Consider the following 13,852-nt stretch of genomic DNA (forward strand, 5'->3'; position numbering starts at 1 on the left):
AATATTTTTTGGCAAACTAAACTTTCCAAATATCTGATTTCCAAACCAAAACCTTGATTTTATAATTTACTTTAAGTACATTTATTGTAAACCTTTTTAAATCAAGATTATGGCAGAATATATTGGTTATCTCGCATCGGTTTTTATTGTGGGTGGTTTTTTATTGAAAAACCTTAGAGCAATTCGATTCATTAATATGTTTGGCTGTATCTGCTTTGTCATTTACGGCATTTTCCTTAATGATTATAAAGATTTCAACCAATGGCTTTGGCCAGTAATTATTCCGAATGCGATTTTAGCTTTCGTACAGATTTATTATCTGACTTCCAAAAGTGACAAATCTTAAAATTATGATATTTTAAAATAGAATTCTGATACACATTTCGCCCACTCTACTAGTAACTTTAAGCTGAAAATTGAATTTTATTACTATGTTAAAACTATATTCCCGATTAGCTATCGTAGTGTTTTTAGTCACGAGCTGTGCTTCAAAAAAAGTAAAATATGAAGACTATGTTTTTAAAACCCGAAGCGAAGAAGTAAAATACCAAACAGCTTACGATAAAGCTTTAAAACTTTGGAATATTCCCTATACTGAAGAAGATGTAAAAACAAGTTTTGGAACCGCACACGTTGTAATTGCAGGTCCAAAAAACGGAAAAGCTCTAGTTTTACTCCACGGAATGGACGCGAGTTCTACCATGTGGTATCCTAATATTAAACCATTAAGCCAAAATCACCGTATTTACGCGATCGATTTTATCATGGAACCCAACAAATCCAATCTAACTGCAAAACCACTTTCATCAGAAGAAATCGTTGTTTTTTACAATGAAATTTTCGATCATTATAAATTAAAGAAATTTGACATAATTGGTGCTTCACGAGGTGGATGGATTGCTACATTGCTAGCGATTCAAAAACCAAATTCTATTGATAAAATTGTTTTACTCAGTCCTGCACAAACTTTCAAATTTATAGATAAAGTCAGAAAAACAACTTCGGCTTTGATGTTGAAACTTTTTCCAAGCGAAAAGAAATTTACCAAAACATTATCAACTTTTTCAACTCACCCAGAAAACATAAGCCGTATTTATAAAAGACAGTTTTATTTAGCCAATAAATATGCAAAATCCAATTCCAGCATGTTAAAAATGCTTCCGTTTTCAAACAAAGAATTAGAATCCATCCAAAATCCTGTTTTAGTTTTAATTGGAGATAAAGATGTAATCAATTCAGAAGAAAGTCTGGAAACAGCGCAAAAACATTTACCCAACAGTAAAACCAAAATCGTAAAAGATGCAGGTCATTTTCTAACTATCGATCAGCCTAAAATTGTAAATGACGCCATTATTAATTTTTTAGATTAAGTTTTTTTACGCCACGAATTACGCGAATTTCTACGAATTTGTATTTGACTAGGAAACTAAAAATTAGTGCAAATTAGTACAATTCGGAACAGACTTTAAACGGCTTAGTTACACAAACTTCGTATCTTTACAAAACCAAATTTTCAGTATACGCAAATGAAATTTCAAGTTTCCTCAGAATATAGTCCAAAAGGAGATCAGCCGCAAGCCATACAAAAATTGGCTCAAGGTGTGGTCGACGGAGATAAATACCAAACTTTATTGGGAGTTACAGGCTCGGGAAAAACCTTTACCGTTGCCAATGTTATTCAGGAAGTGCAAAGGCCTACTTTGGTTTTGGCTCACAATAAAACGTTGGCCGCACAATTGTATTCAGAGTTCAAGCAATTCTTTCCTAATAATGCTGTTGAGTACTTCGTTTCGTACTACGACTATTATCAGCCGGAAGCTTTTATGCCTGTGACTGGAGTATTTATTGAAAAAGATTTATCTATAAATGAAGAACTAGAAAAAATGCGTTTAAGCACCACTTCTTCCCTACTTTCAGGAAGACGTGACGTTTTGGTTGTGGCATCAGTTTCTTGTTTATACGGTATCGGAAATCCTGTCGAATTTCAGAAAAACGTAATCGAAATTAAAAGAGACCAAGTTATTTCGAGAACCAAATTATTGCATAGTTTAGTTCAGAGTTTATACGCAAGAACAGAAGCCGATTTTAATCCTGGAACTTTCAGAATTAAAGGAGATACTGTAGAAGTTTATCCAAGTTATGCTGACGATGCGTACAGAATTCACTTTTTTGGAGATGAGATTGAAGAGATTGAAGCGTTTGATGCCAAAACTTCTCAGGTAATAGAAAAATTTCAACGTTTAACTATTTATCCTGCTAATATGTTTGTGACTTCTCCTGAAGTTTTACAAGGTGCAATCTGGCAGATTCAGCAAGATTTGGTAAAACAGGTTGATTATTTCAAAGAAATCGGAAAACATCTGGAAGCAAAACGTTTGGAAGAGAGAACCAATTTCGATTTAGAGATGATTCGCGAATTAGGGTATTGTTCTGGAATCGAGAATTACTCCAGATACCTTGACGGACGTGAAGCTGGAACAAGACCTTTCTGTTTGTTAGATTATTTCCCGAGTGATTATTTAATGGTTGTTGACGAAAGTCACGTAACTGTTTCTCAGGTTCATGCCATGTACGGAGGTGACCGAAGCCGAAAAGAAAACTTGGTAGAATATGGTTTCCGTTTGCCTGCAGCAATGGATAACCGACCTTTAAAATTTGAAGAATTTGAGGCGTTGCAAAATCAAGTAATTTATGTCTCTGCAACTCCTGCCGATTACGAATTGCAGAAATCGGACGGTATTTATGTTGAGCAGATCATTCGTCCAACTGGATTATTAGATCCTGAAATTGAAGTTCGCCCAAGTTTAAATCAGATTGATGATTTGATCGAAGAAATTCAGATTCGTTGCGAACTGGACGAAAGAGTTTTGGTTACGACTCTAACCAAAAGAATGGCCGAAGAATTGGCTAAATACTTAACGAAAGTAAACATTCGATGCCGTTACATCCATTCTGAAGTCGATACTTTAGAACGTATCGAAATCATGCAGGATTTGCGAAAAGGACTTTTCGATGTTTTGATTGGAGTAAATTTGCTTCGTGAAGGTCTCGATTTACCAGAAGTTTCGCTTGTTGCTATTTTGGATGCTGATAAAGAAGGTTTCTTGCGTAATCACAGATCTTTAACACAGACTATTGGTCGTGCGGCGAGAAACTTAAATGGTAAAGCGATTATGTATGCTGATAAAATCACGGCGAGTATGCAACGAACAATTGACGAAACCAATTACAGAAGAACAAAACAGATTAATTTCAACGTAGAAAACAACATAACTCCTCAGGCTTTAAACAAGAAAATCGAAAGCGCGTTTACCAAAAATCCTTTGGTAGAATACGAATTGGGACACCCAATTCCAGTAGCTGCTGAGCCAGAAACGGCTTATCTGTCTAAAACGGAATTGGAGAAAATGATTCGCGAAAAGCGCAAAACAATGGAAAAAGCAGCGAAAGAATTAGATTTCCTTCAAGCGGCTAAACTTCGCGACGAAATTAAAAAACTGCAGGAACAGCTTCCTTAATTATGCTGTTCCTGAAAAATCTCTAGTAATACAATCGGATTAATTACCGTATTGGGTGCTTTTTTCATCATTGCTAAAACACGTTTTACTGCCGACAGATTTAATCCCATTTCTAAAGCAATCTGCTGAATAGCATTGTGTTCTCTTTCGTGCAAAACACCATCGCAATGCATTAGTAATGCCAATCTGTAAAATTGATTTATCCTTTGCAATTCTGATTTTATTGGAATTGTTTCGGTTTCTTGATGAAATAAATCCTGAAATTCTTCTTCCCTAATACTCAATTCCAAAGCTACAAGTCTTAAAAAATCAAGTTCACGTTTGTGCAAATGTCCATCTACAGTGGCGAACATAATCATTTCTAAAAGTAAACTTCTTTTTTCTGCTTCTGTATTCATCAATTTATTATTTTTAGCTAAAATATTGCTTTTAAATAAAAATACAAAACACGAATAATGAAGAAGATTTTCTTGGCAGTTTTACTTCTATTTACTTTTATTGCAAAGGCTCAAAGCACAGCTTCAAAAAACGTTTCTACTTTTACAATTGAAGCTCCGCAACTCAATACCACAAAGAAAATCTGGATTTATCTTCCCGAAAATTATTCCAAAGACATAAAGAAAAAATACAACGTTATTTATATGCATGATGCTCAGAATTTGTTTGATGCCAAAACTTCTTATTCTGGCGAATGGAATGTAGACGAAAAATTAGACAGCTTAAAAGCTCCTGTAATTGTAGTAGGAATCGAACATGGAAATGAAAAACGAATTGAGGAATTGACTCCTTTCAAAAATGAAAAATATGGTGGAGGAAATGCGGATAACTACTTAGAATTTATTGTAAAAACTCTAAAACCGTACATTGACAAAAATTATAGAACGAAAACAAAAGCTAAAAACACCATTCTTTTCGGAAGTTCACTTGGCGGTTTGGTTTCGTATTATGGTGCTTTAAAATATCCTGATGTTTTTGCTAAGGCAGGCGTTTTTTCTCCATCTTTTTGGTTTTCTAATGACATTTATACTTTCACCGAAAAACAGTCCAAAATCAAGACTAAAATCTATTTTCTGTGTGGCGATAAAGAAAGTGATGATATGGTAAACGATTTAACCAAAATGAAACGTTTATTAGATACCAAACGCTGCTATTGTCTCCATTTGGATAAGACAAAAATTGTAAAAGGCGGAGAACACAATGAGAAATTGTGGCGTGACAACTTTGTCGAAGCGTTGATTTGGTTAGGCTATTAATTAAAAAATAAAAAAATACTCCTGTAAAATGAAACTTATTTTAAGAGAATACAATCTCAAACTAAAGCACACTTTCACGATTTCGAGAGAATCTATTGATGTACAGCCTTCACTGATTGTAGAATTGCAAAGCGATGGTTTTTCTGGTTTTGGAGAAGCAACTTCAAATCCGTATTACCATATTACAGTTCCGATGATGATTGCCGATTTGGAAAAAATTAGATCGATTATTGAAATTACAGAAGACGAAACTCCAGAAGCATTTTGGTCTAAAATTCATCCGTATTTGAAAGACGATATGTTTGCTTTGTGCGCTTTAGATTTGGCTTATAACGATTTGTATGCTCGTAAAAAAGGCAAGAAATTATACGAATTATGGAATTACAAAACCGATCATAATCCGCTAACCGATTACACAATTGGAATTGATACGATTGAGAAAATGGTTTTTAAAATGCAAGAACTGCCTTGGCCGATTTACAAAATTAAATTGGGCACAAAGGAAGATATTGCCATTGTAAAAGAGTTGAGAAAACATACCAATGCCATTTTTAGAATTGACGCCAACTGCGGATGGACGGTTGACGAAACTATAAATAATGCAGTTGAATTAAAGAAACTTGGCGTTGAATTTCTAGAACAGCCAATGAAAGCTGATAATTGGGAAGGACATAAAGAAGTTTTCAAACATTCTGTACTTCCAGTAATTGCTGACGAAAGCTGTATTATTGAAGAAGATGTAGCAAAATGTTTCAATCATTTTCATGGTGTGAATGTAAAACTGGTAAAATGCGGTGGACTCACTCCAGGAAAACGTATGATTGAAGAAGCTAAAAAATTAGGCTTAAGAACAATGGTAGGCTGCATGACCGAATCTACTGTTGGAATTTCGGCAATAGCTCATTTATTACCACAATTGGATTATGTTGATATGGATGGCGCATTGCTTTTGGCCGAAGATATTGCAACAGGTGTAACAATTGAAGACGGTATTATCAATTACTCCAATCTTAACGGAACCGGAGTTACATTGCTGTAAAATGATAGTCGAAAAATTTCCAGATAGAATCATTGAAATCGACCAAAAACAGTATTTGTATTTTGGAGGAACTGCTTATTTGGGTCTTCCGACAAACCAAAAATTTCAAGATTTGGTCGTTCAGAACATTTTGAAATGGGGAACCACTTACGGAAGTTCGAGAACTGCAAACATTAAATTAAGCGCTTACACTGCTGGGGAAAAGTTTTTAGCTCAACATATTGGCTCAGAAGATACTGTGACGGTTTCTTCTGGTATGCTCGCTGGAAAATTAGTTTTAGAAAAACTGAAAAAGCAAACCGATTGTTTTTTTCATTTGAATGAAATTCACTCGGCTATTCAAATTGAAAATAGCTTTCCTTTTTTTATAAATGAAAAATTGAATGATCGTTTGCTGGATTCAAAACCAGAAAAAATAACGATTTTGACTGATGGCGTTCCTTCTTTCCAAACCAAACCTGCTGATTTGTCTTTTTTAAAACAGATTTCAAATCAAAAGGAAATTACTTTAGTTGTTGATGAATCGCATTCGTTAGGAATTATTGGCCAAAATGGTTCTGGAATTTATTCCTCAATTGATTTTCCAATCAAAAGAAAAATCTTGGTTTCATCTCTAGGAAAAGCTTTCGGATTAACTGGTGGAGTAATTGCATCAGATTCTGAATTTGTAAAAGAATTAAAAGAATTAGAAACTTTTACAAGCGCAGCAGGAATGAATCCAGCTTTTGTGCAAACACTTTCTGATGCTTCAGAAATTTACAAAAGGCAGCATCAAAAACTTTTGGATAATCTAAACTATATCGATTCGATTTTAATTAAAAATGAAAACGTTAAGTTCAGCAAATATTATCCTTTAATTTATTTATTGCCAAAAGAATTGGTTAACACCTTAAAAAACGAAAATATAGTTATTGCTAGTTTTAAATATACTAAAGAAGCCGAACCGTTGAATCGCATTGTGATTACAGCAAATCATACCAAAGAAGATTTGGATAAATTGGTCGGCGTTTTAAATGATTTTAATTCTCAATTTTAATCATTTTAAAAAACTACCTTTGTAAAAAATAAGTAATGGGTTTTAACTTCAAGTAAAGATTGGAAAAACTTGAAACAAAAAAACGGGAAACAAAAAATATGACAAATAACGATATACTTAAAAAACTTCGCGTGGCTTTAATGCTCCGTGATGACCAAATAGTTGAGATTTTAGAATTAGTAGATTTTAGAATTTCAAAGTCAGAACTAGGTGCTTTTTTTAGAGCCGAAGACCATCCAAATTATATGGAATGCGGCGATCAGGTTTTGAGAAACTTCCTAAACGGATTGGTGATTCATTTGAGAGGAACAAAAGAAAACCCTAAAAATCCAAATGATGTTTTAGCAAAGCATAAAGCTGAAATTCCAAAGAGAGAAAACACAAAAGAAAGAGCTGAATTTAAAGCAACTCCAAAAGATTCTGAAAAATACAGAGGAGACCAAAATCCATCAAAATCAGGTTCATCAGCCGGAAAACCTAAAAAGAAATCATTCCCAAAAGGAAATGGAAAACCAGTTGTTGTAGAAAAAGTGGTTTACAAAAACGGGAAGAATAAAAAATCTTAACTGGGCGGTTTAACCGCAAAGCACGTAAGAATTTTTTACTCACAAAACTTATTATAAACGCAAAGTTCGAATTTTTTTTTAGCCACGAATTCACGAATTATTTAATCTTTAAGAATAATAATTCGTGAATTCGTGGCTATATTTTTTACACAGAGTTTATTGTAGAGATGCACTGCAGTGCATCTACGATATACGTTTGAACATAAAAATAAAAAACCATTCCTTACGGAATGGTTTTTTTTATATAATTTGATTTCTTATTTTAATTAAGAAAGAGCAGCTTTAACTTGGTCAGCAGCTTCTTGGAATTGAACTGCAGATAAGATTGGCATTCCAGAGTTGTCAATTAATTCTTTTGCAATCTCAGCATTTGTTCCTTGCAAACGAACAATAATTGGCACATTGATAGCGTCTCCCATGTTTTTGTAAGCATCAACAACACCTTGAGCAACACGGTCACAACGAACGATTCCTCCGAAGATGTTAATTAAGATTGCTTTTACGTTTGGATCTTTCAAGATAATTCTGAAAGCTGTTTCAACACGCTTAGCATCAGCAGTTCCTCCTACGTCAAGGAAGTTAGCAGGCTCAAAACCAGCATATTTAATTAAGTCCATAGTTGCCATTGCAAGACCAGCTCCGTTTACCATACATCCTACAGTACCATCAAGGTCAACATAGTTAAGACCAACTTCTTTAGCTTCAACTTCGATAGGATTCTCCTCACGGATATCTCTCATTTCAGCATATTTAGGTTGTCTGTATAAAGCGTTATCGTCGATATTTACTTTAGCATCAACAGCTAAGATTTTGTTATCAGAAGTTTTTAATACAGGGTTGATTTCAAACATAGAAGCATCAGAACCAATGTAAGCATTGTAAAGTGCATCGATGAATTTCACCATTTCTTTGAAAGCATTTCCAGAAAGTCCTAAGTTAAAAGCAATTCTTCTAGCTTGGAAACCTTGCAATCCAACAGAAGGATCGATTTCTTCTGTAAAGATTAAGTGTGGAGTGTGCTCAGCAACTTCTTCGATATCCATACCACCTTCAGTAGAATACATAATCATGTTGCGTCCTGTACCTCTATTCAATAAAACAGAAACATAAAATTCAGAAGTTTCGCTTTCTCCAGGATAGTAAACATCTTCAGCTACTAATACTTTGTTAACTTTTTTACCTTCAGGCGGAGTCTGAGGCGTAATTAACTGCATTCCGATGATTTGTTCTGCTAACTCTTCAACTTGTTGTAAGTTTTTTGCCAGCTTAACTCCACCACCTTTTCCACGACCACCTGCGTGAATTTGTGCTTTAATTACATGCCATCCTGTTCCCGTTTCGGCAGTTAATTGTTTTGCAGCGGCCACAGCTTCAACTGCATTATTAGCCACGATTCCGCGTTGTACGCGTACTCCGTAACTCGCTAAAATTTCTTTTCCTTGATATTCGTGTATGTTCATAATATAGAATTTGTCTGGTTCTGAATTTATTTCAGAATAAAAGTGCGACAAAAGTAACAAAATACAACTGAATAGTAAAATCTTTTTTAAATTAATAACTATACCTTAAATTGATTATTTAGCTATTTAAATCGAAAGAAAAAAAATCATTAAACAATTGTATCCAAAAAGTTAACACAAAACCGCTAAAACGTTTGAGATTTAACAAAAACTTCAATGATATCAATACCTAAGAGACGATTTTTCTTAATATATTTTAATCGTAATTGTCATTTTGATAATTCGCAATGCTTAATCTGATAATTTTATCATTTAAGAAGCCTTTTTCTAATATTCCTATAAAAATGAAAGCGAATTCATAATTTCAATACATTATGTTTAACGAAATCTTTATTTTTGTAAAAAAAATATCAAGAATGAGAGTTAAAGAACAAGGGCTTTATCTGCCTGAATTTGAACACGACAATTGTGGTGCAGGATTTATTTGTAATTTGAATGGTATTAAGTCAAATGATATTATTCACAAAGCATTAGACATCTTAATTAAATTAGAACATCGTGGTGCCGTTAGTTCTGATGGAAGAACTGGAGACGGAGCCGGAATTTTATTCGACATTCCTCATGATTTTTTTAAGAAAGTTTGTGACTTTGAAATCCCAGAAGCGCGTGAGTATGCAGTAGGAATGGTTTTTTTACCAAAAAGCAAAAACCAGGTTTCTTTTTGCATTAATGCGTTTGAAGCAACTATTAAAGACCAGAACTTAAAAGTTTTAGGTTGGAGAGATGTGCCAGTTGAAGTTGAAAATTTAGGTGAAATCGCCGCAGAAAAAGAACCAACAGTTAAACAGGTTTTCGTTTCTAAAAACGGTCAAGATTTAACTGAACAAGAATTTAATGCAAAACTTTTTGCAGCTAGAAAAATTGCTGAACATGCCGTAAGAGGATCTAAAACTTCTGAAAGCCACATGTTTTACTTCTCTAGCTTATCGACCACTACTATCATATATAAGGGTCTATTGATGCCAGAAGACATCAGCCGTTATTATATAGATTTGAAAGATCCAGACTTGGTAACTCGTCTTGCACTTGTACACCAACGTTTCTCTACCAATACATTCCCATCTTGGGATTTGGCTCAACCATTTAGATACATGTGTCATAATGGTGAGATCAATACCCTTCGCGGAAACGTAAGCCGTATGCGTGCTCGTGAAGAGCTTATGCAGAGCAAAGTTTTTGGCGATGATATCAAAAAACTATTTCCAATTATCTTAGAAGGAAAATCAGATTCTGCTTCTATGGATATGGTAATTGAACTTTTATTAATGACTGGCCGTTCTCTTCCAGAGGCAATGATGATGGTTGTTCCTGAAGCTTGGGAAAAACACCAAACTATGTCTGAGGAGAAAAGAGCTTTCTATGAGTACAATGCTTGTATCATGGAGCCTTGGGATGGCCCTGCTTCTATTCCGTTTACAGATGGTAACGTAATTGGTGCTTTACTAGACAGAAATGGTCTTCGTCCTTCTCGTTATACTTTAACAAAAAGCGGATTCGTAATTATGTCATCTGAAATTGGTGTATTAGACATCGATCCAGAGGATGTAATCCAACACGGTCGTTTAGAGCCAGGAAAAATGTTCTTGGTTGATATGAATGAAGGTCGTATCATCGAAGACGAGGAAGTTAAGAAAGCGATAGTTACAAAACGTCCATATAAAGAATGGGTTGATGCTAACTTATTGCCTTTGGCTAAAATTCCTTACACCAACAACCCTACTCCTGTTGAAAAATTAGATTTCTTAACAAGACAGCGTTTATTTGGTTATACTATTGAAGATTTAAAAACAATCATCAATCCAATGGGTAGCGACGGAGCTGAAGCTATCAGTTCTATGGGTAACGATACGCCTTTGGCTGTTTTATCAGACCAGCCTCAATTGTTGTACAATTACTTCAAACAATTGTTTGCTCAGGTTACCAACCCACCGTTGGATGGTATTCGTGAAGAAATCATTACAGATATCAGTTTGGCAATTGGAGGAGATTTCAATATTTTCGAAATCGAATCTAAACAATGTAAAAAATTAAAAATCCAGAATCCGGTTATTTCTAATGAGGATTTGGATAAAATTAGAAATATCGATCACGCAGATTTCAAATCGGCTACCATTTCTACTTTATATAAAATAGAAAAAGGAGTTAACGGTTTAGAGCGTGCTCTTGAAAAATGTGTTCAGGCAACTTTTAAAGCAGTTAATGAAGGATGCAACATCATTATCTTATCGGATAGAGGTGTTAGCGAAGAATTGGCTCCAATTCCTATGTTATTGGCTTGTTCTTACATTCACCACTCATTAAACATTTTACAAGTTCGTTCTAAATTTGGAATCATCATAGAATCTGCTGAACCACGCGAACCTCATCATTTTGCTTTATTGTTTGGATATGGCGCAAGTGCGATCAACCCTTACATGGTAAACGAAATCATTCACGATCAAGTTGAAAAAGGTTTCATTACAAAAGTAAAAGCAGATTACGCAGTTGTAAACTATAACAAAGCAATCGCAAAAGGAATCGTAAAAATCATGAACAAAATTGGTATCTCTACTTTACATTCGTACAGAGCTGCTCAAATTTTCGAGATTTTAGGATTAAACAAAACATTTACCTCTAAATATTTCCCTTACACACCTTCTAGAATTGAAGGAATTGGTTTAATGGAAGTAGAAAAAGAAGTGAAGAAACGTTTCCAAAAAGCTTTCCCAAATTCAAAAGTGGCAAGTTTGCTTCCTCTTGAAATTGGAGGTATTTACAGATGGAGACGTGGTGGAGAGAAACACATGTTTAACCCAACTACGATTTCTAAATTACAGCAAGCAGTTCGTTTAAACAGCCCAGAAAGCTATAAAGAATATGCTAATGCGGTAAACGAGCAAAGCTCAAACTTAATGACAATTAGAGGTTTGTTTGAATTCAACAATTTAGATCCAATTTCTATCGACGAAGTAGAACCTTGGACAGAAATCGTTAAGAAATTCAAAACCGGAGCAATGTCTTATGGTTCTATCAGCCAAGAAGCGCACGAGAACTTAGCAATTGCAATGAACAGAATTGGAGGAAAAAGTAACTCTGGAGAAGGTGGAGAAGATCCAAGACGTTTCCAGAAAGAACTTAACGGAGATTCTAGAAACAGTGCAATTAAACAAGTAGCTTCTGGACGTTTTGGTGTTTCGATCAACTATTTGACAAACGCTAGAGAAATCCAAATCAAAATGGCTCAAGGAGCAAAACCTGGAGAAGGTGGACAGTTGCCTGGAGAAAAAGTAGTGCCTTGGATCGCCGAAACTAGAAATTCTACTCCTTATGTAGGTTTGATTTCGCCTCCGCCTCACCACGATATCTACTCTATTGAGGATTTATCTCAGTTGATTTATGATTTGAAAAATGCAAACCGTGAAGCTCGTATCAACGTAAAACTAGTTTCTGAAGTTGGAGTTGGAACAATCGCTGCCGGTGTTGCAAAAGCAAAAGCTGATGTTATCTTAATCTCTGGTTATGATGGAGGAACAGGTGCTGCACCATTAACTTCATTACAGCACACAGGTATTCCATGGGAGCTTGGTTTAGCTGAAGCACAACAGACTTTAATCTTGAACGACTTAAGAAGCCGTGTGGTTTTAGAATGTGACGGACAATTGAAAACAGGACGTGACGTTGCGATTGCCGCTTTATTAGGTGCTGAAGAATTCGGATTTGCTACTGCTCCGCTTGTAGCTTCTGGATGTATCATGATGAGAGCTTGTCACTTAAATACTTGTCCAGTTGGTATTGCAACTCAGGATCCAGAATTGAGAAAAAATTTCAAAGGAACTCCAGAACACGTAATCAACTTCATGTATTTTATTGCTGAAGAGTTAAGAGAGATCATGGCTCAGTTAGGTTTCAGAACTTTAAAAGAAATGGTAGGTCAGTCTCAAAAATTAAACGTAGACAAAGCGATTAAACACTATAAAGCGAATGGTTTAGACTTATCAACTATTCTATACAAACCGGAAAAAGCGAAAACAGTTCCAAATCATAATACAACAACCCAAGATCACGCTCTTGAAAATGTATTAGATTTTGACATCATCAAAGAAGCAATTCCATCTATCTATAGAAAAGAGAAAACGAGAGTTACCTTCAAAATTAAAAATACAGACCGTTCTGTAGGTGCGATTTTGAGTAACGAAATCTCAAAAATTTATGGCGCACAAGGATTACCAGATGACACTATTTTAGTTGATTTTGAAGGTTCTGCCGGACAAAGTTTTGGTGCATTTGCAACAAACGGATTGTCATTTAAAATTCACGGAAACTGTAATGATTACTTAGGAAAAGGTCTTTCTGGAGGAAAACTAATTGTAAAAGTACCTCCTACTGCGACTTTCAATCCTGAAGACAACATCATTATCGGAAACGTTGCCCTTTACGGAGCTATTACCGGAGAGGCTTATATTAATGGTATCGCAGGAGAACGTTTCTGTGTGAGAAACTCTGGAGCAACAGCTGTTGTAGAAGGAATTGGAGATCACGGATGCGAGTACATGACAGGTGGTACGGTAGTAGTTTTAGGAAAAACAGGAAGAAACTTCGCGGCTGGTATGAGCGGTGGTGTAGCTTATGTTTACGATCCGAAAAAGAAATTCGATTCGACAGTATGTAACATGGAAATGGTTGCATTCGATCCAATGGAAGAAGAGGATGTTACTAAACTAAGAAAACTGATCAAAAACCATTCGTTGTACACCAGCAGTCCATTAGCAAAAAGAATTTTAGCAGACTGGGAAAATCAACAAAAGCACTTCGTAAAAGTAATGCCAACAGATTACAAAAAAGCATTACAAAGAATTGCAGAAGAAAAACAAATAGAAGAATTAATAGCGGGATAAAATCAATTTCAAAAATCAAAAAATCAATTTCAATTACAATGACAAT

10 protein-coding genes are annotated in these 13,852 nt (G+C 35.0%); 8 read left to right on the forward strand and 2 right to left on the reverse strand.

Features of this window, described 5'->3' with window-relative positions:
* Nucleotides 1-109 precede the first annotated feature (109 nt).
* The 3 genes from J7574_RS16675 (at nt 110) to uvrB (ending at nt 3,518) form a co-directional block, all read left to right on the forward strand.
* Nucleotides 110-346, forward strand: coding sequence for a uroporphyrinogen decarboxylase (locus J7574_RS16675; RefSeq protein WP_290971013.1), 237 nt, complete (start codon nt 110-112; stop codon nt 344-346).
* An 85-nt stretch (nt 347-431) separates the two neighbouring features.
* The gene (locus tag J7574_RS16680) at nt 432-1,370 is read left to right on the forward strand and encodes an alpha/beta hydrolase (RefSeq protein ID WP_290971016.1); all 939 of its coding nucleotides are present in this window, start codon (nt 432-434) and stop codon (nt 1,368-1,370) included.
* Nucleotides 1,371-1,526: 156 nt separating this feature from the next.
* Nucleotides 1,527-3,518, forward strand: coding sequence for an excinuclease ABC subunit UvrB (uvrB, locus tag J7574_RS16685; protein ID WP_290971018.1), 1,992 nt, complete (start codon nt 1,527-1,529; stop codon nt 3,516-3,518).
* On the opposite strand, the gene J7574_RS16690 is transcribed toward uvrB, so the two are convergent.
* A complete protein-coding gene (locus J7574_RS16690) occupies nt 3,515-3,916 on the reverse strand; it encodes an excinuclease ABC subunit B (protein WP_290971020.1) in 402 nt (133 codons plus the stop codon). The two genes, uvrB and J7574_RS16690, sit on opposite strands and share 4 nt — an antisense overlap.
* Before the next feature lie 57 nt (nt 3,917-3,973).
* On the opposite strand from J7574_RS16690, the gene J7574_RS16695 reads away from it, so the two are divergent.
* From J7574_RS16695 to J7574_RS16710, 4 genes are all read left to right on the forward strand, one after another.
* A complete protein-coding gene (locus tag J7574_RS16695) occupies nt 3,974-4,771 on the forward strand; it encodes an alpha/beta hydrolase-fold protein (protein ID WP_290971023.1) in 798 nt (265 codons plus the stop codon).
* Nucleotides 4,772-4,799: 28 nt separating this feature from the next.
* Nucleotides 4,800-5,810, forward strand: a complete 1,011-nt coding sequence (locus J7574_RS16700) for a dipeptide epimerase (RefSeq protein ID WP_290971026.1) — start codon at nt 4,800-4,802, stop codon at nt 5,808-5,810.
* A gap of 1 nt (nt 5,811) precedes the next feature.
* Nucleotides 5,812-6,846, forward strand: coding sequence for an aminotransferase class I/II-fold pyridoxal phosphate-dependent enzyme (locus J7574_RS16705; protein WP_290971028.1), 1,035 nt, complete (start codon nt 5,812-5,814; stop codon nt 6,844-6,846).
* Between the two features lie 98 nt (nt 6,847-6,944).
* Nucleotides 6,945-7,412 (forward strand): DUF1456 family protein, encoded by a 468-nt coding sequence (locus tag J7574_RS16710; protein ID WP_290971030.1) that lies wholly within the window; start codon nt 6,945-6,947, stop codon nt 7,410-7,412.
* A 266-nt stretch (nt 7,413-7,678) separates the two neighbouring features.
* Here J7574_RS16710 and sucC read toward each other — a convergent pair whose 3' ends face one another.
* Nucleotides 7,679-8,872: an ADP-forming succinate--CoA ligase subunit beta gene (sucC, locus tag J7574_RS16715; protein ID WP_091131042.1), complete on the reverse strand. Its 1,194-nt coding sequence runs from the start codon at nt 8,870-8,872 to the stop codon at nt 7,679-7,681.
* 416 nt (nt 8,873-9,288) lie between these two features.
* On the opposite strand from sucC, the gene gltB reads away from it, so the two are divergent.
* Complete coding sequence (gltB, locus tag J7574_RS16720) at nt 9,289-13,806, forward strand: glutamate synthase large subunit (protein WP_290971034.1); 4,518 nt, start codon at nt 9,289-9,291, stop codon at nt 13,804-13,806.
* The last annotated feature ends 46 nt before the right edge of the window (nt 13,807-13,852 follow it).

This window comes from Flavobacterium sp., from assembly GCF_017744675.1.
GTDB lineage: Bacteria > Bacteroidota > Bacteroidia > Flavobacteriales > Flavobacteriaceae > Flavobacterium.